This is a genomic window from Spirosoma agri (assembly GCF_010747415.1).
Classification (GTDB): domain Bacteria; phylum Bacteroidota; class Bacteroidia; order Cytophagales; family Spirosomataceae; genus Spirosoma; species Spirosoma agri.
This window is the reverse complement of sequence record NZ_JAAGNZ010000001.1, coordinates 2,647,893-2,670,202: the sequence shown is the minus strand read 5'-3', so window position 1 is coordinate 2,670,202 and position 22,310 is coordinate 2,647,893. Positions and strand designations below refer to the sequence as shown.

At 47.8% G+C, this 22,310-nt stretch carries 19 protein-coding genes; 14 read left to right on the top strand and 5 right to left on the bottom strand.

The genetic code is table 11. From position 1 onward, the window contains the following. Positions 1–433: 433 nt before the first annotated feature. Positions 434–1,180 (top strand): hypothetical protein, encoded by a 747-nt coding sequence (locus tag GK091_RS11020; RefSeq protein WP_164037362.1) that lies wholly within the window; start codon positions 434–436, stop codon positions 1,178–1,180. Positions 1,181–1,314: 134 nt separating this feature from the next. Here GK091_RS11020 and GK091_RS11015 read toward each other — a convergent pair whose 3' ends face one another. Continuing rightward, on the bottom strand, positions 1,315–1,668 hold the full coding sequence (locus GK091_RS11015; protein WP_164037359.1) for a hypothetical protein: 354 nt from the start codon (positions 1,666–1,668) through the stop codon (positions 1,315–1,317). Between the two features lie 79 nt (positions 1,669–1,747). Beyond that, positions 1,748–2,188, bottom strand: coding sequence for a nuclear transport factor 2 family protein (locus GK091_RS11010; RefSeq protein WP_164037356.1), 441 nt, complete (start codon positions 2,186–2,188; stop codon positions 1,748–1,750). A gap of 168 nt (positions 2,189–2,356) precedes the next feature. On the opposite strand from GK091_RS11010, the gene GK091_RS11005 reads away from it, so the two are divergent. Further along, positions 2,357–2,752: a winged helix-turn-helix transcriptional regulator gene (locus GK091_RS11005; RefSeq protein ID WP_164037353.1), complete on the top strand. Its 396-nt coding sequence runs from the start codon at positions 2,357–2,359 to the stop codon at positions 2,750–2,752. A 162-nt stretch (positions 2,753–2,914) separates the two neighbouring features. Further along, on the top strand, positions 2,915–3,259 hold the full coding sequence (locus GK091_RS11000; protein ID WP_164037350.1) for an aminoglycoside 6-adenylyltransferase: 345 nt from the start codon (positions 2,915–2,917) through the stop codon (positions 3,257–3,259). A 280-nt stretch (positions 3,260–3,539) separates the two neighbouring features. On the opposite strand, the gene GK091_RS10995 is transcribed toward GK091_RS11000, so the two are convergent. From GK091_RS10995 to GK091_RS10985, 3 genes are all read right to left on the bottom strand, one after another. Then, the gene (locus GK091_RS10995) at positions 3,540–4,187 is read right to left on the bottom strand and encodes a response regulator (protein WP_164037346.1); all 648 of its coding nucleotides are present in this window, start codon (positions 4,185–4,187) and stop codon (positions 3,540–3,542) included. Next, the gene (locus tag GK091_RS10990; RefSeq protein ID WP_246202195.1) at positions 4,147–6,186 is read right to left on the bottom strand and encodes a tetratricopeptide repeat-containing sensor histidine kinase; all 2,040 of its coding nucleotides are present in this window, start codon (positions 6,184–6,186) and stop codon (positions 4,147–4,149) included. The genes GK091_RS10995 and GK091_RS10990 overlap by 41 nt, the downstream gene beginning before the upstream one ends. Positions 6,187–7,257: 1,071 nt before the next feature. Then, positions 7,258–7,407, bottom strand: a complete 150-nt coding sequence (locus GK091_RS10985) for a hypothetical protein (protein ID WP_164037341.1) — start codon at positions 7,405–7,407, stop codon at positions 7,258–7,260. 334 nt (positions 7,408–7,741) lie between these two features. Here GK091_RS10985 and GK091_RS10980 point away from each other — a divergent pair, with 334 nt between their 5' ends. The 11 genes from GK091_RS10980 to GK091_RS10930 all read left to right on the top strand — a co-directional run bounded on the left by GK091_RS10980 (position 7,742) and on the right by GK091_RS10930 (position 22,161). Beyond that, positions 7,742–8,407 carry a TetR/AcrR family transcriptional regulator gene (locus GK091_RS10980; protein WP_164037339.1) on the top strand — a complete coding sequence of 222 codons (666 nt, stop codon included), beginning with the start codon at positions 7,742–7,744 and terminating at the stop codon, positions 8,405–8,407. A 689-nt stretch (positions 8,408–9,096) separates the two neighbouring features. After that, positions 9,097–9,684, top strand: coding sequence for a hypothetical protein (locus GK091_RS10975; RefSeq protein ID WP_164037336.1), 588 nt, complete (start codon positions 9,097–9,099; stop codon positions 9,682–9,684). After that, the gene (locus GK091_RS10970; RefSeq protein WP_164037335.1) at positions 9,675–9,923 is read left to right on the top strand and encodes a hypothetical protein; all 249 of its coding nucleotides are present in this window, start codon (positions 9,675–9,677) and stop codon (positions 9,921–9,923) included. The genes GK091_RS10975 and GK091_RS10970 overlap by 10 nt, the downstream gene beginning before the upstream one ends. An 18-nt stretch (positions 9,924–9,941) precedes the next feature. Beyond that, a complete protein-coding gene (locus GK091_RS10965) occupies positions 9,942–11,108 on the top strand; it encodes a hypothetical protein (RefSeq protein ID WP_164037332.1) in 1,167 nt (388 codons plus the stop codon). Positions 11,109–11,120: 12 nt separating this feature from the next. Continuing rightward, entirely contained in the window at positions 11,121–12,473 is a 1,353-nt protein-coding gene (locus tag GK091_RS29960; RefSeq protein ID WP_164037328.1) for an OmpA family protein, read from the top strand. Continuing rightward, complete coding sequence (locus GK091_RS10955) at positions 12,470–13,408, top strand: hypothetical protein (protein WP_164037326.1); 939 nt, start codon at positions 12,470–12,472, stop codon at positions 13,406–13,408. Before GK091_RS29960 ends, GK091_RS10955 begins: the two co-directional genes overlap by 4 nt. Then, positions 13,405–14,703, top strand: a complete 1,299-nt coding sequence (locus tag GK091_RS10950; protein WP_164037321.1) for a hypothetical protein — start codon at positions 13,405–13,407, stop codon at positions 14,701–14,703. The genes GK091_RS10955 and GK091_RS10950 overlap by 4 nt, the downstream gene beginning before the upstream one ends. Before the next feature lie 33 nt (positions 14,704–14,736). Then, positions 14,737–18,978 carry an Ig-like domain-containing protein gene (locus tag GK091_RS10945; RefSeq protein WP_164037318.1) on the top strand — a complete coding sequence of 1,414 codons (4,242 nt, stop codon included), beginning with the start codon at positions 14,737–14,739 and terminating at the stop codon, positions 18,976–18,978. 52 nt (positions 18,979–19,030) lie between these two features. Further along, a complete protein-coding gene (locus GK091_RS10940) occupies positions 19,031–19,894 on the top strand; it encodes a hypothetical protein (protein WP_164037317.1) in 864 nt (287 codons plus the stop codon). Positions 19,895–19,903: 9 nt separating this feature from the next. Further along, positions 19,904–21,022: a hypothetical protein gene (locus GK091_RS10935; protein ID WP_164037314.1), complete on the top strand. Its 1,119-nt coding sequence runs from the start codon at positions 19,904–19,906 to the stop codon at positions 21,020–21,022. A 38-nt stretch (positions 21,023–21,060) separates the two neighbouring features. Continuing rightward, the gene (locus GK091_RS10930; RefSeq protein ID WP_164037312.1) at positions 21,061–22,161 is read left to right on the top strand and encodes a type I restriction endonuclease; all 1,101 of its coding nucleotides are present in this window, start codon (positions 21,061–21,063) and stop codon (positions 22,159–22,161) included. Positions 22,162–22,310: the final 149 nt, after the last annotated feature.

The window sequence follows — 22,310 nt, the reverse complement described above, 5'->3', positions numbered from 1 at the left end:
GGATCTGTTGTTTTTAACAAACCTATTGACTTAAAGGGTACTGTTTTTGTTAAGAGGACGAAAAATCTAGAAAAGGGCTGTGCCTGCCATGAAACGACTAGGCGTTAAATGAAGATTTTACAAATCGCTCTGAATTTAATACCCGGCATCATACCTGTATTTTTAAAGTAAGCAGAGTATGTTTGAGCACGATCAGGCTCACTTTGCTTTACGGACGCTATCCGTTGAATGGGGTAGCGCCAACTAGTCGGAGCATTGGCTTAGACTACGACCCACTTACTTCTCTCTTTACCCTATGCGTTTGCGAGTAATTATACTACTAATTGGGGTCATTCTCTTAAGCATAAGCTGCCAATCCAAGCAAGATACGACCGGCTCACGCCAGCATTTCCCTACCCATGATTATGTGTCTGTTGGAAAACGACTACCTCACGTGCAGATCCCCTATATCATTGATCTAGCCAATCGCTCGAAGCGCTTGGTTTTTGTGGGCTGTACTCATGTCCGGGATTCGACGGATCAACAATTTACCACCCTTCAACGGCTATTCTCCGAGCTGAACCCCCAGGTTGGCTTCAACGAAGGGGGCCAGCTTAAGCAAAGTCAGCACTATCCTAGTCTGCATAAAGCGGCCTTCCAAACCGCAGAAACCGGGGTTATGAAGTACCTCTGTGACCAGGCGGGCATTGCCTTAGTCAATGGGGATACGCCGGATAGTCTGGAGTTCAGCTTAGCGCTCAGCTATTATCCAAAGCAGGAACTGTATCTGTACTACGTGATGGAACGGATTGTGATTCCGTATTTAAGCTTGGGTAATCAACAGCCGGCCTTCGAGCCTTATTTTGATGAAGTAGTTGGTTCGTTTGTCAGAGAGGGGTTTCCCCTGGCCACCTCGGAGAAGTCCTTGCGTTATTTTAAAGTGCTTTACCAGCAGTATATGAACCGCCCGTTTGAGTTAGCCTTAACGCAAGCGGTTGAACAGTTCGATTACACCAACGGGGGTAGCTGTCATTTTTGTGAGATCGGTCGTCGCTCCAAGATGATTCGGGATAGTGTGTTGTTAACGAAACTAGATCGGACCCTAGATCGATACGATCGAGTTATAGTCACGTTTGGCTGTGGCCATGCGCTAGCCGTTGAACCGGCTTTGCGAGAGTTGGTCAATAAGAAAAGAAGGTGACTAGACAGGAAACGTCTTTCGTCTTTTAAAACCCTCCCCAATATAATCTGCTTCAATAAATGGGCATTTTGTGAGATGATATTTTTCAGGACGGGTCAGTCAGCGCTGATAGCAAATAAACGACGGTTCTCCGCCTACGTTACGCTGAATCGCCTGAGACGTTCATTGTAGGTATCCAAAGCTGCATCGTCTACGGTACCCACCGCTAGCAGGTGCTGTAGCCACTCGGCTCGATTACCCGCGGTGCGGGCCTGGGCTTCGAACTGGATTTCTGTAATGATCCAGTCTGATGAGTAGCCCTGTTTCATAGCCTCAGTGAGAAGCGTTTCAACGATGCGCTTTGTCTGATCCGGGTTGTCTACTATAAGAGCCAATCCCATTATGGCTGAAAGACAATGATGCGGGGTAACCGAACCCAACCCTACCCCTGATTGCAGCCACTGTTCAACCAGTTGTTGGCTCAATCGTTTTATGGACTGTGATCGCATACGAATCGGGAAGAGCCCTCCTCTCTCTTCAGGTGTTGTTCAACCAGCTAAGAAAGGGGGCATGATCGAAAGGAGGGTACTAGTTGGTCAAGGGTCTTGCTTCGACAATTATAAAGTGACCCGTGCGCTCTTTTATGAGCCATCTGCCATTTAGGCGCACATACTCGTCGTCATATCTGACACTATAATCGGTCAGAATATCGGCTCCTTCGGAGGGCCGGATCATTTTGATCTGAGTAAACGAAACGCCTGTCGCGGTATCGCTATCCACATGCACCGTATGCTGCCCATTGAGGGTAAAATAAGCGTTTACCTGAGCAGCATGACCGCTAAATTCTTCCTCCAAGGTCTTTGTGCCGGACGTGCTGGCTACCATCGTGCCATTTATGTACACTGTATAGGTGGCGTCTGGCGTAAATAGCCCCATCACGTCGGCAATCTTCTTTTCATCTCCTAAAGAGGCATAGGCATCTATTAGATCTCTTAATTCGTTTTTGGCCGTCAACATGTCAAGTGTCATAATCTTCTTTTTTGCGCGTTGAACAATTCATTTTACATGGGTTCATGTCTAACTAAGCATCTGTATACTTTACAGTTGTAAGCTTGTTGACGGCGGAAAATTAGACTAAGTTTGCTAACGTTTGGTAAGCAATTACCCAAACGTTAGTTGCTATCTAAGAGTACCCTGATGGAGAAAAATCAAAAGTTTTTGGTCAATGCGGCAGAACTGCCCGATTGTATTGGCGACATCAGTGCCGTCGGTGATGCGCTTTACGCAATAGGTGGCAAGTGGAAACTACCCATCGTCATTGCGCTGTACGATGGGGCTAAACGGTTCAATGAGCTTCAGCGTTGCGTTCTTGGTATTTCGGCTAAGATCCTTTCGAATGAGCTGAAAGAACTAGAATTAAATGGCTTCATCAAGCGCAATGTGATTGCCAGTTATCCCGTCGTGATTGAGTATGAGCTGACACCTTATAGTTTTACGCTCGAAAATGTTGTCCAAGCGTTGAGTCAGTGGGGCCTACTTCATCGGGAGGCCGTACGCAGTGGAGCTATCAATGTCAATGCAAGTCCTTCCTGAAAGTCAAAAGCAAGTGGTCTACATTCGGTTATAGGCGAGTTCTCGTTCTTGATAATCTCTTTTGATACGATATAAACGACCGTTTACTCGCGAACAGCGTAATAAGGTCGCAATGGTCGTTCCTGATCTTCTACCCTTGTTTTCTCACATAAAGGCTCCTATATGAGACGACAGAATCTTCATCTGCTTATTGATTTGGGCGTTCAAAAAGACGGTTTATACCTAGTTGAACTACTGCCGATGATGAGAAGCGAAGCCCAAATAAAATCACTCTTGCTTGACTTTGCCCGAAACGAAGAGCGAATTAGGGCTGTGCTACTCAACGGCTCGAGGGCTAATTCTACAATCTTCAAGAATGAATATCAAGATTTTGACGTCGTTTACGTGGTCAAGGCACTAGACGATTTCACCAAGAATCACCAGTGGATTGACGCCCTTGGGGAAACCGTCATTACCCAGCTACCCGATCAGATGGTCATTGGTGAAACCAAGATGGAGAGCAAGTGAGTGCTGTTTTCTGTGAAGTAGGTGACAGATTAGTTTGTTTCGAGACCGTTTGTCTGTTTGTTTTAGCTTCTTGCTCTACTTTATTAACCCAATTCCGCACTGTCTTGCGATTGACGTTGAAATGAACAGCATCCTGATCCAAATTGAGCCTGCCCAAGTGGTAGCTATCCAGTATGCAGGTAACGTTACAACGAATAGCATTTAAAAAGCAAGGGTAACTCGCTAACACCCATCCAGACTACATCTTCGGAAGCATTTGTTTCAATTAAACGCTTCACGATCAAAGACCGTTTTGAACGGCAAACCGGACCAGATCGGTTGCTTTCGAGATACCTAACTTAAAATGGATGTTTTTACGATGCGTTTTCACCGTCTCTATACTTAAATGTATACGATCGGCGATCTGCTCATTACTAAATCCTTCCCGTATCAGACCAATGATTTCTACCTCTCGAAAGGTAAGGGTGAGTCGCCGGGCAAAATCATCACCAAACGGATCAGTCGGTGGTGCAGTTGGCTGAGCAATCAGAGGATCAAAATGATTGTACCCGGCGAGCACAGACCGAATACCTCTCAGCAAATCATTAGTCGAAGAATCTTTGAGTAAATAGCCATGTAAACCAGCACGCTGGGTTTCCTCCAGCAGTTTTGGCTGATTATACATCGTTAGCAATAAAATCTTAATGTCTGGAAAGGTGCTGATTACGGTTTTACCTAAGTCAATACCGTTTATGCCTTGCAGATTCAAATCCAGTAGCAGAAGTTGAGGTCTGATCGAGTGAATCGTCGGTATTACGTCACTGGCCTGGTATACCTGCCCGCAAACGGTAAGATCAGCTTGCTCATTGAGTAAACTTTTTAGTCCATCGTTGAACAGTCGATGATCGTCAACCAGAAGAATACGAGTTTGATTTCCAACCGGGCTCATAATTTGACGAGTAGGGCACATCCAGTACGAACAGTGTGCCGGCTTGGCTGGCATCCTTCCGTAAACTTGCACCAATATAATTGGCCCTCAAGCTAATAGTTTTCAAGCCAATTCCCGTGTATTCCGGCGTTAACTTCGTAACGTGACTGCCTAGTCCGTCGTCCTCAACAGTTACACTCAAGTAAGTCTCGTGATACAGCATTTGAACAGCCGCACGTTGGGCTTCAGCATGCTTATTGATGTTCTGAATTAGTTCGGATACGATCCGATAAATATTTAATTCCGTCTCTACGGAGAACTTACGTTGAACACTGGACGAAAAAAAAGTAAAATGAGTGGGCTGTGATGGCTGGCTGTGTATGAGCTGTTCCAAAGCATGAGTAAGACCGATGCGAGCAAATTCAGGAGGCATCAGATTATGCGCTATCCGTCTGAGGTCGGCACTGCTCCTCTGAATTAGCGGCTGAAGCGCGTCAAATTCTTGTATAATGTGGGGTTCGCCCATGTGCTGACGCAAGTCTAACAACCGACGACGCAGGATAGCTATTGTTCCACCCAGATCGTCGTGAAGATCAGCTGCCATTCGCTGGCGTTCCAGTTCCTGCGTCTGAATGAGTCGGCGATCAGCTTCTTTACGCTCGGTGGCGAGTTGTAAAGTCGCTTCAACTTTTCGTCTTCTCAACTGAACTGAGTAAAGTAACAGAATCAATAGTCCAATTATTAAAACTGAAAAGATGGAAATAAAAAATAGCCAATTTTTCTGCATTCGGCTCTCCTGCTGCAACACTTGCTGATCAAACGCTTGCTTGTCTAAGCGTTGAGTTGCTCGTTGCTCCTTAAGTAAGGCGTCCGCTTGCTCCCGCTCAAACCGACGTTGCTGGTCACTCAACGTTGCCGTTTCAAGTAGCGTTTTTGTTCTGAATCTAGCCTGTAACTTGTCGAGTTCTGATTGTTTTTGAAGCGTCAACAATCGCTCGGCCTGTAGCCGTTGGTCCTGTTGGGTTTGCAGTTGAAGCTGATTCAGTTCAGCCTTTTTTTGTAAGGAGGCTAACTCATTTTTTCGTTGAATAAATGCAATGCTATCCCGAGCGATAATGTACTTTTTATAATATTGGGTACTGGTTGCCCAGTCATGCTTTTGTTCGAAAAGCTGATACAGGGTTTGATAGGCCTGTTCCTGCACATATACAGTGGGCCTTTTTAGCTGAACTACCTTCTGAGCGTACATGAGGGCACGCTCGTAATCACCTAGTCCATAATAGACACAAGCTAACGTTCCCCAGCTGTTTGACTGACCGACTGGTTTGATCCGATCCCAGATTTCTTCTGCTTTCTTGGCGTAGAAAAGAGCCAGGTTGTATTGCTTAGACAAGAGATAAAGTTCACCTAAATCGTCATATACGTAAGCTTGTGAGGTTTTAGACTGGCCTCTTTCTACGATTGTCTTAGCCGTTAAGTAATACTGTTCGCTTAACGGAAAGTTACCAAGTTGCTTATAAATAGCGCCAATTTTCTGTTCGATAAACGCCTGATTTTTAATTGTAGTCTGTACGTTCAACCCACTCCCTTTCCTAATTCCTTCCTGAGCATTTAGCAGAAACTGAATCGCCCGCTGGGAATCTCCTGCCAATCCATATAGCTCGCCTAAGTTCATATCAACCCGCCACATCAGCATCAACTCTTGTTTAGCGTTCTGTAGTAAGTCTTTAGCCTGAAAGTTTAGGTGAAGAGCTTGCAGGTAGTTTTGTTTTATACTGTGGTAATAGCTTTCAGATAATAATATCCCCAGTACGCTAAACTTCAGATTCTTTTTGATCTGAGCCTGTTTGGTCAATTGATCAGCGAAAAAGAGCGTACTATCATATCGTCCGTGCCACCATTTAAACAAATTGCCCAGGTAAAGGAGCGACTCAAACCGGAGGGTATCGTTACGTGGAGTTGATGGCGCTTTCTGAAAAAAACTATAGTGCTGCCAGGCTAATTGGGACAGACTATCCATATATACCTGATCTGCCCGACGATCCAGTACGAAGGTTGGTAGTGTTTGAGCAACTAAGTCAGACCTGCTGCAAATCAGCAAGCTAATCAATAGAATTATTCTCCTTATGCTCATGATCGAGATACGTTCCTGATAATGACTGATAACAAATAAAATGGAAAAGATTGTAGTAAAAAATACCGCATTCGCGGTATGGCACGTAAGCAATAAGCCCAATACTTTTGTCGAGTTGTTGAATCATATTAGGATATCTCCATAATTGATGAAACAATCTATCCACACCATCTTTAGCCGCTTGTTGATTGGTTCGCTCCGGTTTGGCCAGCGTTTTTGGACAACATCGGAGGGTGATCTTAGGTAGGTTTGTTCCAGTTGACCGAACATTAGATGTGATTCATCTTGATGTTCGCTTAATTGGGACAAACCCACTCTGAAAAGCGGAAGAATTAGCAGAGTTGTAGAACGCGCTAGAGCGGATTGGTAACGGTGTCCCGTACGTTATCCATACTGGTTACCGTTTCCTGTTCATAGTTCGGCACGCTACTCCGTGCAACCCGCAACTCATCCAGGTGCGCCTTCAGACAGCTGTTCCTTAACTGACCAGACCACAGGAAAGCAGTAAAATAATGGCCACAACAGCCAACGTCACGCCCGGAGGTTTCCGTTGGCGATCATCGTAGCGACCGGCCATCCTTCAACACGTCAGCCTAACCGGCACCCGCACCAACGTAGGTTCCCCTACCCGGCTTTTACCAGTCAGTCATAGCTCGCTGTAAAGAATCCAGTTGTTGCTTCAACTCCTGCTAATGGGCTGGTTGAGCCTGGTATTCATGATTGGCTGGCTGCCAAAGCGGGTTGACTACCGCACCGATTGAGTACGGCTAATGGGGTCGCTTTCAGCTCCTTCAGTTCAGCCTCTTTCTGTTATACTACGTTGTCCTTGCTCCGTAAGCTTCTGCGTTTTATCAGTACGGTTTTTAGCCGTTCGACGGGTGCCTCATCCTCTTTGGTTAACCACCAATAAAAGGACCACCAGCCATACGTGCCGCACCGGCTGACCGGCTCGACAATTCACCCTCTGAGTAAGGTCGGTATATCTTTCACAATGTCGGCTACCTGGTGAAAGTTGGTCAGGTCGATCATCAAGGTAGTTATTAAGGTCGTCCAGCACAGGTCGCCCTGCTCAAAACGACCCGACCCACTCTTGTTGACGTGAGACATTGAACTACCTTTTAGACTAAACAAAAGAGTTTCCATCTTCAGAGTAAGCGATCTTTCGTAGCACTATCTCTTTCGCAGCTTAATTGCGCTCGGCCCAGTTGCTTCCTTTTCTCAGACAGCTTAATACTGTCAGGTAATTCTAATTCTTAGAGACAAACTTCTGAATAAACGGTAAACAAGAATATACTTTTTTAGATAATACATACTTCTCCATATACAATTACACTGAATAATAAATTTTCAGTATACTCTATAACCTGTTTATTACATTCGTTACTATAAAGTTAACTGTCACGTTTGTCAGAGTGGTTACCATTTTTATTCACACCTACTTATGGTAAAGCAAGTACGTAACCGAGCCCGCACTACTCAGGAAATCATTAATGCTCTTGAGCAGCTATTAATTGAAGGAGGAATCGAAGGAGTTGGGATCAATCAGGTTGCCCAAAAAGCCAATGTTAGCAAAGTACTGGTATACCGCTACTTTGGGAGTATGGATGGCCTTTTAGACCATTATATTCGGATGGGACTGCTGTATCCGAACTACACACCAGCCCAGCTTGAACAGATTCGACCAGCCCAGCCAACTGACCTGGCAACTACCTGGTCAAATCAATCAATACAACTGTTTCGTCAGTTTCGTCAATCTCGCGCAAACAGACAATTGCTTAAAGCAGCGTTGAACGACGATCCGCTCTCCGACATTGTAAGCAAAGCGCAAGATGAAGAATTAACGCGACTAGTTGATCAGCTTACGTTTGTGAAAGGGTGTGATTACAAGGCCCTTTCGGCAGTGGTTTTAGGCGGTTTGTCCTTCTTAATGGTACAGGCCCAAAACGAACGGCCAATGATTGGCATCGATTTACGCAGCAACGAGGGTTGGCAGCGTGTTGAAGATGCAGTCAAAATTATTTGCAAGGCAATGAGCCAATTCTCGATCGACTCGCCAGGTGTGCAGACAGACACCGGGCATACTAACTCAAGAGTAAGTAATTGGTAAGTATTTTGCCTCTCCTCACGTAAATACGTTTCGGGAAGAACCCTGGTCATCTGGTCAAGCTTCTTCAGCTATTGATAGAACGGAGTCGCCCGTAACAGGAATTCCAGCGGAATTTTCAGTGTATTCGTTCTTGTATATGTGCAAAATAGCCGTGTGGTACGGAGTCAAGGTAAACGAACCATTTTTCAACCTGTCTGACCTCACCCCAGGCTTGATGTAGCCACTACCTGTCCGACGTTTTAAGAGCGTGTAATCTATCTAGCCCTTGATTGACATTACCGTTTATCGTGTGGATTACCTATCTGCTAACTCGTAAATGAGTCAAAGCTGTTTATCGACCTAAACGGAGTTAGTATTACGTTAAACGAGCCCTTTTAATGCTTCTAGTCCCCAATTGACTATAAACTGTCCCAAATATGAACGTCTCCGGAAACGGTATACTGTATGTTTGTAAGCTTATGTATACACCGAAAAGTAAATGTTCGCCTAATTATCTAACGATAGCAGAACCTACTTACAAATAGGTAATATTTATCGCTAGCTTTGTAACTATGCTCAACTATTTTTCAACACAAAAGCGAACAATTTGAACAAAATGAATGGCTACGCTTTACTAGTTTACCAGTAGAGTTATCGTAGTATAGTCCTATTTATCCTTCCCGCAATCGATCATTTTTTAATCCGGTTAAATGAGTAAACTCTACCCCTCTTTAGTACTTCTTACACTCTTTTTGATCGGTTGCAGCCAAAAAGCAGTAGTACCTTTTTCCCAGAAACCACCCGAATTGACTTCTGGCGATGTGCTGACCGAAATTATGCTGGTCAAGAAATCTCCCCGGATTGTCCTGCGTGTACCCAACACGCGAAAAGGCGTGACGAACACGCAGGGAACTGCCAATCACCAATCAGACGTCATCAATCCAGTTATTGCCAGACAAGCGGGTAACGGACGGGCTTCGGCGAAAGTGCATTATGCCGAATCGCAGTATGATGAAACGGCACTGTATAACGCCATTGAGAAGCAGCTGTTCAAGGAAGGGTTCAGCGTTCGGGATCGTGGCCTGTTCAATCAGGTACTCGATGCCAATCAAAGTGTTGCATACTCGAAAATCAGTTCCCTGACCGATACCGACCTGATTCTCGAACTCGTTCGGCTGGATAATCCGGTTGGTTACACAACTAATGTCTGCACACCGAATCAGATGATCAACAGCGACTTATCAGCGACTACCGTGATATGCGGGGTGCATCCGTCGAGTTTAAACTGGTGCACGTAAAAACCAATGAGATCGTTGGCTCTTACAAAATTCATTACACGCCCTGCCTGGACGGATGCCGGGGCCTGTACAAAAAAGCAGGGGCGCGAGGTGTATTTGTCAGTAATCCCTGGCTCAAACCCGGTGAGAAAACGGAACAGCGACGATTGAGTAACAAAGCCTATCAGGAGCTGGACCAGGACGAACTCGAATCATTCATCACCGACGCCACTCATCAACTTGTTAAAACAATGCGTTAGTCATTGACTATCTACTCTATGAAGAAAACTATACCCGCTCTCTTTCTTTTTCTTGGTTTGACATCGGCCCTGTACGCGCAGGATGCTATTTACACCGCCAATGGCAACCGGCTTGACAACGCCCGGATTACCGACCTGACGGACGACCGTATCACCTTCACGGTACAGCAGTCGGACAAACTTAATACCCATAGTTTTCAGCGAACGAATGTATTGGTCGCCTTTGTGAAAGGCAATTTTCTGCTTATCGATAAGCTCAACCCTGACCTGGCCCTGGCTAAACAGGAATTACAAACGTTTTTAACGACGACTGTCTGGAAGGATAAAGACTATCTGCTACGAGCGGTTCCATTCGAGGTTATTCCGGGAAAAATTTCCTACGAAAATGACGCCGTAGTCAATTACCTGAGGAGCGATGGCAAATCAGCATCGATCTCCAAAGGGGAGCTAATTGCAATCTTCCACAGTGATGGTCGTCATAACTTGATCAGGGATGCGTCCGAAGCCACTCCGCTACTGGTGGGGGTAAAAGAACTAATCAACACAGCTACTACACAGCCAGTCGCTGCCCAGCCGCAGGTCAAAGCCCCTACGCCTGCACCCGTTCCTCAACCCAACGTAGATCAGGCCACCGCCAGTAGTCCTCAGCCAGCTGTCGTAACAACCTCGCCGACTCCGGTAAGCAAATTAATTTTAAGCGCTGACGACTATCAGCAGTACCGTAAGAAAGCGCTGGACAAAGTAGAAGAATTTTCTTCGTACCTGAACATCATCACCAATAAGTCACTGTCTTCCAACGACCGGAATCAGGCCATCGATCAGGCGGCATCGTTGTTCATGCCAGCAGCTACGATAGAGGTTACATCCAGCAACCGGGCCGGTGCGCGACGGTATCCAATCCGTACATACCTGAATAACCTGAAGCTCCTCCCCTACAGCTCTACGACCATCGAGTGGACGGAGATTCAGTATTTGAAGGAGCTATCTCAGGCGGCTGACGGTAATTACTACGGGGTCATCACCGCCCAGCAAACCTTTGTGGGCAGAGGGAGCAACACCTATTACAGTGACGTAACGCAAAAGAACGTTCGCGTCAAACTAGAGCGTTACCACATGATCCGAAATGGTCAGGAAGATGTGAAATGGAATTTACTGCTCGGTTCCATCGGCGTATCAGCCCAGTAGACCAGCGTAAATGTGATCAGGCTAACCTTATTATTCAGTGTTTTTCCGCTGCTGACCTATGCTCAGCAGGTGGATACGTCCGCTTGCCTCCAAATCCAGGGAAGCGTTATCGACTATGCTACCCACCAACCCCTGACGGCTGCCCGACTGGTAGCACAAACGGCAACGGGTCGGGTTCCCATTGGTTCGAGTGGGGAGTCGGGTCGGTTTTCGGGGGCGCTCCCCTGCGGCACAACGGCGTTACTGATCAGCCGGACCGACTATCGAAATCAGATCATTCCCGTCCAGCTTCCGAACGAGTTACCCGAGAAGCCGATTGGTATCCTCATTCCGCTTGTACCGGTCGACAAGCAGAACAAGAATACGCCTTACCTGCAAACGGAGCAGACCAGTTATGTCCAGTCTGATCGCGCTTCCGATGGTCGGTCTGTACCGGATAGTACGCAACGTCAGCACAATACGTTTGTGGTTACAGATGCCACTCAGTCTACGCCATTACCGGCTTTAGTTTGCTTTTTCTTCACAAAAACAGGGATCAGAAACTGCCTGAATACGAATCAGGAAGGGCAGTTTCAGATCGATTTTGACCAGCGGGACATCGTAGCGCTGGAAGTAACAGCGGTTGGTTATCAGCCCTACGCGGGCAACATGCTGGTTGAACAGCTGGATGGCCGTTTGCTGAAGCACACGATAAAACTGCAACGTGAACTAACCCTGCTCACGGTTGATGCGCCCGGTGCCAGCCAGTGCGAACTCCGGTCAAAAACGCAGACGATTGCGCTGACTCCGCTTTCGGGATACGCGGGTCAATACGTCACGTATGACCCAACACCCGAACCGGTTGAGCTGATCATCAGCTACCAGACGAAAAAAGTCACGCGAACCATTGATCTGCACGCGGGCCTGAATTTCCTGACGGTTACCCAACCGCTCAACAATTTGCCGGTAATACCCCCCATTCTTGGCGCAGCAGCCGCCAAAACAGTCGTTGCGGACATCAGTGTCGGGCCAGCGTCGTTCAAACCGGATTCGATTCCGATGATCTATTTTGAGCAGAGCAGTTACCGATTGCGCCCGGATTCGCAGGAGGTGTTGACGCAGGTGGTACGCTACCTGAACGCTCATCCCACGGATTCATTACAGATTACCGGCCATACGGATAACGTGGGTGACCCGAGGCTCAACCAGGCGCTCTCGGAGAACCGGGCACGCGTCACCGCTACGTTTCTGACTGATCGTGGCATTCCGGAGAGTCGGCTGACAAAAGCAGGCATTGGCAGCAGTCAGCCTATAGTGCCCAATACGACAGAAGCAAATAGAGTCATTAACCGACGGGTGTCGTTAAAATTAATCACCGCTCAATGAGAAAAATTTACGTCGCATACCTTTTCTGGCCTATCGTGCTGCTCAGTAGTGTCATCGGCTGCCATCAGGAACCAGCGGTGCCAGCCACCGGCATTCCCGAAACCTGTCAGGTCTACCGCATCGCCAACGTCGATGAACGAGTACAGGACACGACGTTCTATCGCTACGACACCTTCGGCCATCTGTCAGAAAGCACCTACAAGCAACTGACGAGCGGTCAGTTAACGGCTACTGGCAAACAAAGCTTCACCTATTCGGCTGACCATTTCCTGACATCACAAACGGAGCAGTCTACTACTTATTCCGCCAATGGCAGTCAGACGCTGGACAGCAAAAGTTACTCGTATACGTATCAGGACGGACTGCTTCAACAAATAGCGATTACGAATCTCCAGTCAGGGCAGCCGCTCGGTTTCAGGCTATATACCTACGAAAGCGGGAAGCTCAAAACGTACGTGGAAACGAACCCGCAACGAACACCCGTCCGTAGCTACACCTACGATGGATCGGGAAAACTCATCCAGTTCACGGATTCGGGTTCTGCGGCTACGTTGACGAATGGAAAAATCACGAAAAGAACGCTGTCGAACGGCCAGGTCATTACCTACGAGTTCGACGGTCAGGGCCAGTTAACCAGCGAGAAAACGACTGACCCGACCAGTCAGACCGAGCGTACCTACACCTATACGTACGACAGCCGACCCTACTGGAACAAAACCCAACTGCTGCTGCGGGGTATTCCGTCACCTGATCTGGGGGGGCACACCTTCCTGCATAACGTGGCCACCAGCGGGGTCAAGGAAACCCAGAACACCCGTACTGTCCGCGAGCAGTCGTTCACGTATAAGTACGATTTCAATAAAGCAAACTACTCAACGGGCTACTCGCGCAATGACGGATTTCGCCAGCGCATCATCTACGCAAACTGCTTATGAACAATACGTTTATCTTCTTTTTACTGGCGGTACTACTGGTAAAAACAACTGCATTTGCGCAGAACGATCCCGGAAAAATCTATACGGCCCGCGTGGTTAGTACGACAGCGGGCCCGGTTTCAAAGCATGATAAAGATGAAATCACCTTTCAGGCTAAAAGTACCATTGCCAATTTAAACAACCTTCTCAACACACTCAACACGACCGGATTATCGGAGTCTGAACAGAATCCGATCATTCAAAACAGTTACCTGCCCAATCAGGACCAGCTTTTTTACAACGATGCCATTGTCGTTGAGGACGATATTGATCCCAGACATAATTCCGCCGACAGCACAGCCGATTTGAAGATCGATCGATACCTGCGGAATTTGATCTTATTCTACGCCAAGTCCGACGTTCCTACTATCGAGTTTTCCCGAGTTGTCACCTCACCCGTTTTGGAAGGGAAAGAGTATCCGTACATAAAAGTGTTTTTCACCTCGACCTTCTCCGGTAAACATACCCAGATTGCGGTTCCCTATCAGCCCGTCCAACGGGTCGCCGAACTGCGAGCGGAAAAAGTCGATGGTAAATGGCGCACGTACTTAATACGGCTGGGTTTTGTGCGACCGGGAGAAGGACTCTCGACGCTTAGCGAACCCGTCATTACGCAGCGTTTCGAGTCGAAACCACGGATCCTTAGTGCCGATTTCCTGTACAGAAGCACGAATGGTTCGTCGGATTCGGTCACCGTCAAGTGGGATCAGCGCTGGCTTGCTGTTTCCCAATCATCGACCAAGGCCATACCCACCGGTTTCTTTCAGCGCAGTGCAGCCGGTACAACCAGTCAGGAGCGGCTCAGCATCATATTAACGGATCAGGACGGCCTGCTCACGTTCCGACGGGTCGACGGCACAACCCTGGTTTTCCGGCAGGTTCCCTCCATTGAGTACCTGGCAAAAGTTAGACGGTCCTACCAGACAAAAGGGTGGATTCAGATTATCGCAGGCGTTGCTGCACTGGGGTCCAGTTATGCGGGTTACAGTTCACTTCAGCGGAGCTACGATGCGTACGCAGGCCGGTTTGCTGCGCTCAATTCGGAGTACGCGATCTGGCAAACGCTCTCTCAACAACCCGGTACTCCGCCTGCCACAGCCGTGTCCTTCAACGCCTATGCACAGCCCGGTATTTACGCGGTCTATGGGGGCGGTATCGCCGGTGGTGGCCTGCTTATCGACGGGATCAGGTACTTATTGAAAGCCGGAAAAGTAAAAAAACAGATTGACCAGGTAAAGACCCAGTACAGAAAATAACAGGCTCGTCCTCTTTCAAAAGCTTACTCCATAATGATTATTCGTGTAAATAGATACTGGCTACTGGTACTGCTTATCGTTGCTGGTTTGCGGGCCACCCAGGCGCAGACAAGCCTAACGCTAACCTACGGCAACCCCTCGACCAGCTCCGACACCGCCTTCGACGGCAACGTTTTTCAGGCAGGCACCGAGATTGGTGATGCCCGGTTTTTTGCCAAATTCGGCGGCACCGGCACCCGCTCCTTTGAGATTGATTCGCCGGGGGAAAACGTTACCAAAAAGGTTACCAGTGATGGGTTCGTCTTCATTCGGCCTGTCGCGAGCATGGTCATCGATCAATCCAAAATCAAAGGATTCACGGGACCGGTCAGTGGTTCACTGGTGATCACGGTCAAGCCGCTCAGCATCACGACCATTAACACCAACGTGACGACGGACGTATCGCCCGGTTCAGACATCATCGTTTATTACCGCACCGGGTCCGGAACCTTCCCCCGAGAACTGGCGAGTAAAAAGTTCAGCGTGCAGCTATTGACGACCAACGGCGTGCTGGTGACGGACCTATTAAACGCCACGGATCAGTACAGCGCTCGGGAACTGGCAGGGTCGAGCCTGGGAGGTATTCGTTCCATTAAAGCGACCTTGCCAACGTCAACGACCTCGGGTTCCTATCAGGTTCGGGTTAGTACACAGGGACTTATATCGGGCGTTGTTGGCAGCGCCAGTAGTTCGTTCACCGTTAAAGCCAGTACCCCAGCCGTTACCGCGATCACCGCCAACAGCATACCCGGTAGTTATTGTGCTGGCTCGACGGTATCGTTTCCCTTCTCAACGACGGGTACGTTCCCCACCGGCAATGCGTTCAAGGTTCAGCTGGTCAACGCCAACGGCAGCATCCTACAGGATTTACCCGGCACAAGCCTGGTCTCGCCAATCAGCACAACGGTACCGGCTACGCTCGCTACGGGAACGTACCGGTTTCAGATCGCAGCTACCGCAACGAACGTTGTCAGCAACACCAGTTCCCTTGGTGTGTTGACCTTTCCAGCAATGACGATCTCGGGGAGTTCAACCATCGCAACCGGCGAAACAGCTCCCATCCGGTTCGACTTCACAGGAACACCGCCCTGGTCAGTTACCTACACGGACAACATAAGCACGACGAGTACACGCACGATTACGTCTTCCATCAATTCGACAACGATCACACCGACGTTTCAGTCCTCAACGATCTACGATAAGTCGTTCATCAAAAGCTTCAGCGACAACGTCTGCGGGGTCAGTAGTCAGATCAGTGGATCGGCACAGATTACAACGATCAGCCAACTGACGATTACTACGGGGGCCTTATCAGGCAGTTACTGCCCAGGCGCTACGCTACCCGTTTCCTTTACGGTCAGTGGAACGGTTCCGGCGGGTGTCGTTTATGAGGTTCAGCTGTCAGATGCTACAGGAAGTTTTTCCGCAGTTCAGTCGCTCGGAGCTGGCGGATCAAGCCCGATCAGTGTACCGATCCCAACGACACTCGCTTCAGGAACGGGCTATCGCGTTCAGGTGGTCATTCAGAAGCCCACCACTTCCGGATCAGTAGATTATAGTCGATTTGCCGGTTCTGTAGCCAGTTCGCTAATCATCAACCGTCCTGACGTACCGAAAGTAGTCGATTTGTCCGTCTGTTCCGGCGCAACCACAGCCCCCTTAAGTGCGACGGGTACAAACCTGAAATGGTACGCCACCAGTTCGGTTTCGCAATCACTAACCAGCGCCCCCACCCCGCCGAATGACAGGTCGAGTATCTACTACGTTAGCCAGACGGTTAATGGTTGTGAAAGCGCCCGCCAACCCATTTCGGTATCGATCGTGGCCGCACCCTCGGCACCACTCGTCAGCAGCGTTACGCTCTGTCAGGGAACACCGGGGCAATTTACTACCTCACCCAACGTGCTTTGGTACACCGCTGCAACGGGGGGGACAGGCGTTCCTCAGCCGCCAACGATAAACAGCCAGACGGCCGGTGAGCTGACGGCCTATATTTCCCAGACCGTTGTTGGCTGCGAAAGTCCACGCGTAGCGGTTAAGGCCACCGTCTATTCCATTCCGACGGCACCTACTACGACACAATCGTCGTTCACGATCTGTCAATTTTCTACCCCGGCTTCACTCTCGGCAACTGGCTCCGGCCTGCTCTGGTATGGTCAGTCGGGTCTACTGACCGGTGCCCCTACTCCGGGCACATCGCTGGCGGGAACTCAGTCGTATTCGGTTACCCAGACGATCAACGGGTGTGAGAGCTTACGCACGTCCGTGACTGTCGTTATCAGCACAGCGCCGGTCGCTCCGTCAGCAGGCTCACCCGCCTACTGCGTTGGAACGACCCCGGCTTCCTTAACGGCTACCGGCACGAACCTGAAATGGTATACAGCCACAACCAGCGGAACCGCTTCATCAACTCCCCCCAACATCTCGACCCAGACGGCGACGGTCTTTACGGTTTATGTTTCCCAGACGGACGCCAATGGTTGCGAGAGTCCACGGCAACCAGTTTCTGTTTCCATCATAGCCACGCCATCGGCACCAACGGTCGGCAGTGTTTCGATCTGTCAGGGAGCTTCAGGACAGTTTTCTGCCTCAATCCCCGGTGCCTTTTGGTACATGGCTGCGACGGGCGGTGTAGGCTCTGCTCTGCCACCGACGCTCAACAACCAGACGAGTGGGGAACAAACCGTTTATGTCACCCAAACGATCAACGGGTGCGAAAGCCCACGGGCTGCGGTGAAAGCCATTGTCAACCCGATTCCGGTAGCACCGACGGCAGCGCCCACTTTGTTATGTCAGTTTTCAAATCCCAGTTCGTTAAGCGCAACGGGGTCTTTCTTGACCTGGTATAATCAATCCGGGAAACTAGCGAGTGCGCCGGTTCCCGGTACGTCGCTGGCGGGAACTCAGTCGTATTCCGTCACCCAGACGATCAACGGGTGTGAGAGCCCACGGGCAACGGTTACTGTCACGGTGCGATCGGCGTCATCGACTCCTACAGTTAGCTCGGTTCGCTATTGCATCAATGACGTTCCCCGTTCGATTACCACCGTTATCTCGAACGCGAAGTGGTATCAGTCATCTACTGGTGGCACAAGTTCAGCGACATCACCACCCTTCCTGACCGAGACAGCTCAGGTCTATACCTTTTACGTAACCCAAACCGATACCAGCGGCTGCGAGAGCCTACGGCAACCGGTTTCTGTTTCGGTCGTCGCGCCCCCTTCGGCACCCACCGTTACGGCCGCGCAATTTCTGTGTCAGTTTAGCAAGGCAAGTCCACTAACGGCTTCCCCCAATACGGGTCTGACCTGGCAGGGGCCGAACATCAACGGCAGTACCGAAGTGGCTCCTACACCCAATACATTAGCGGCTGGCATTTTTTCGTACTCGGTAACGCAAAGAGCAGGCACTTGTATTAGCTCAGTAGCCCAAATTACCGTTACGGTTGCTCAGGCTCCGTCCCCGCCGGGCGCTCAGTCTTCAGTTGCGTTCTGCGTTGGTACACAAAGTTCACCTCTCTCGGCTACGGGTTCAAACTTAACCTGGTATACCAACAAGGATCTTACCGGCCCAGCATCAACCCAGGTGATACCGAACACCAGCCAAGCCAGCCTGACCACGTACTACGTTACGCAGAAAGATGCGAATAACTGTGAGAGTCAAAGTAATTCCGTTGAGGTCCGCGTATCCAAACGAGCAACGGCAACGCTCTCCGGCGATGGCTACGTTTTTCCCGGTGACAGCACCGCCATTAGAATACGATTAACGGGTGATCCAACATGGACACTGAAAGTCGATTGGCTACCTAAGCCGATTACCATTGATAACTCTAAAGATTCGCTGTACGTATTGTGGGTACATCCAACGCAAACGACCACGTACAAGGTGACGAGTCTAAGCACAGGCTGTGGCTTAGGCGATTCGGGAGCGTCCTACCAGATAAGAGTTATAACCCCGCTCAGTGCTCAGCCTACACTAGAGCCGTTATCGGTCAATGCTTACCCCAACCCGACAACCGGCGACCTATCTGTCAACTGGAGTTCACCGACCCGGCAAACAGTTACGCTACAACTTATCAACGCGATCGGCACTATCGTCAAACAGGTAACCCGACAATCGACAAGCACCCCTCAAACCGAAGTTTTCCATCTGGACACCCAACCAGCAGGCCTGTATTTTCTCCAGCTAAAAACGCCAACGAATGGGGTCTTATCAAGGACGATTGTGAAGCAGTGATCTTTTGAATTAACCAACTTTTTTTTAACGTCAACCTAAATTACGATCAATCATGTTAAGTTTTAAGCAATTTAACTTTCCCCCTGGCCAAGATTTTGTACCCTCAAAAGAGACTAAAAACTTTTGGCTTTACACAAAAAAAAGCAAACGTACATTTGGTGGCGTAGCGTTGCCGGGTCTCTTTGAAACAATAGGTTACCCAACGCAAATGATAGCGTTTTTTGCCATACTATTTCTTGAGGTTGTTCCGACAATTTATGGCATAGAAGAGGGTGTTCTATGGCAGGCTATTCTTGCGGCTATTTTCATTGATATATTTCTAGCAATCGTATCACATTTGTGGCACGACAGGATTTGCAAGCATAAAAATGAAATGGTTAATGCCGACAAAGAAGTCATAAAAGAAGATCTAAAGAGAAAAATAAATAGATACAATACTTACACTTATATTTTTTACATCTTGATTCTGTGTTCAGGTATTTTGAAATTCTATTTTTTCTATGATGCTTATATGACACCGGATGCTATTGCCGGAGCCGTTTTAGTGTGTTATTTGCTTGGTTCAATTCTTCACATCGCCTACACAGGTTATTTTCTGTACACGTCCCGTTTCAACTATAAAATACAGTCAGAGTACAGCAGATACGTTTCGTCTGGTGGAATAACTTATAAAGATAAAACAGGTAAAATTAGCCAGCCATTGTTTTCGGATGACATGACTCTCAACATTCAACCTGATTCATCGGGTAATCATAAAATATTTCAGGAAAATAATAATGTCTTCTATCTCGAAACATGTGGTGTGTTGACAGATAATGAACTTGCTAATCTTGTTGTGAGGCAACCTTACGATGCACAAGGACTTACAGCAAGATCAGGTTTGAAACGGCAAATGGAAATTTTACAAATTAACTAATCCATTCTCATGAGATTTTTCAATTTAGGTTATTTGCTAATTATTTATATCACGTTAACAGCTTCAATGTGTGGTGGTTCAGAGGACTCTGACAAAGCGCCAACTAGAAGTTCGTTGAAAATTGCACTCGTAGATTCCTTATCTGTTGATGACGAAGATGACGAGAGGCACCTTACTGAAGACATGCGCACATTGTGCGACGTAATTGTCTCTGACAGTAAAGATTGTAATCGTACGTTTATTCTTGATCCTACAATTACACGTTTAGACTTAGAAAAGGATTTATCACTTAAAACAACTATTGAAAAAGGTGGATCGAAAGATGTAAGTAATCCAAAGGTTATTGGTAGATTAATAAAAAAGAATTTAGAGGAATTAAACGTTCCTAAAGAATTTACCAAGGCATCTACTAACAGAAACGCAGCACAAATTCTGGTCAATTTTATCACAACCAAAGCCTCTAAAGATTCTATTCTAGTTTTTAGTGTGGATGGATCTCTAGATACTTACCTCTTAAATGACAAGACGTACAAAGTCTTTACTAGTATTGATGATATCAGAAGTAAAATACAAAGTACCTTGTGCCAGAACCCTAAATCTTCTATTACTTTACTAATCAATCCACCATCTTCTGCACCTCGCTCTCCACTCATCTTAAATGTATCAGGTCTAGACTGCAAAACAAGAAAATTATCAATCAGAACTTTAGGCGGAGATGGAAGCCCAATATCATATAGTGCCAAAGGGCTAAGTGAAGGTCAAAGCAGCAGCGAATTTACTCTTTCGGCAAATCAGCTAAGTGGAACACAATTTACGTTTGTTGCTAAACAAGGTAGTAGTATATCGACTGTAAAGTATACAACTATATGTTCTATTGCCCCGCCACCTGTTAAAGGCAGAAAAGGACCGTCAGATAATGGTGACCTTACAATCGTCAAAGGTAGTGAGGGCTGTGATATTTGCACCCGGTATTATAGCGCTACCGATAATTTAGGACGCGTTCGGCAGGTTACTCAGCGTAACTCAACCGAATGCTGCCCGTGCGGAAAAACCATTGAAATGAGAGGCCGTACGTACCGCATGGAATGCAATGAAGGCGGCAGGAACAGATTAGTTATTGCCGAATAATACTACTATCAATTACCTCTAAACCTTTCCTCTTAAAAATGGATTTTAAAGACCAAATCAAACAGCATGGCGAACGGGTTGCCCGACTGAAAGAATCGATACAAACCGAAGAAGCGACAAAAACAGCACTCATCTTACCCTTTCTGCAAACGCTGGGCTATGATGTATTTGACCCGTTCGAAGTAGTACCTGAATTCATCAGTGATATTGGCACCAAGAAAGGCGAGAAGGTCGATTATGCTATATTGAAAGAAGGTCCAAACGGCAGTCCTGCTGAGCCCTGTATTCTCATCGAATGCAAACATTGGAAACAGGCGCTTACGTTACATGATAACCAGTTGTTGCGCTACTTTCACGTTACCAAAGCCCGTTTTGGCGTGTTAACGAATGGCGTCATTTACCGGTTTTACACTGATTTGCAGGAGCCGAACAAGATGGATGATAAACCATTCCTGGAAATCAACATGCTGGATTTGCGGGATAATCAGGTGGAGGAACTTAAGAAATTCCACAAATCCTATTTCGACGTTGAGACCATTATTTCAACGGCTAGTGAACTGAAGTATACGGGCGAACTGAAAGTTCTTATTCAGAAAGAGCTGGCTACTCCTTCCGACACATTGGTACGCCATTTCGCGAGACAGGTGTATGGAGGAACCCTCACGGCAAAAATGATGGACTATTTCACCAACTTGGTTCGTAAATCATTCCAGCATACGTTTTCCGACCAGATTACGGATCGTTTAAAGACGGCTCTGGGCCAAGAAGAAATAACCGTACAACAGGCCGCTCCGACAGAATTGCCCGTGGCTGCTCCGATTGACGAGAAGAAAGAGCCTACCGTTGTGACAACGCAGGAAGAACTAGAGGGTTTTTACATTGTCAGAGCCATTCTCCGAAATCTGATTGATGCCAATCGCATAGTGCATCGGGACGCGCAGTCCTATTTTGCGATTCTTTTGGACAACAACAACCGAAAACCAATTTGTCGACTGCATCTGAACGGCAGCAAAAAAGCGATTACTGTTTTTGATGAAAATCGCGCCGAACAGCGACACGAAATAGGTACGATCAACGATATTTTTCTTTATAGCGATACATTGATCAAGTCATTATCAGCCTATGAGAAACCTTCGTAACGAGCAGTCGAACGTAAGAACGCCCCAAATCAGCAGAATTCGGGGCGTTCTTACGTTCGATCGTATCTGAACTGAATCGGTTTAGATCCACATCACGAAATAGCGTCGATAGGTCCGGCCAACTAGTGGATTGGCTTGTGCTCACTGTC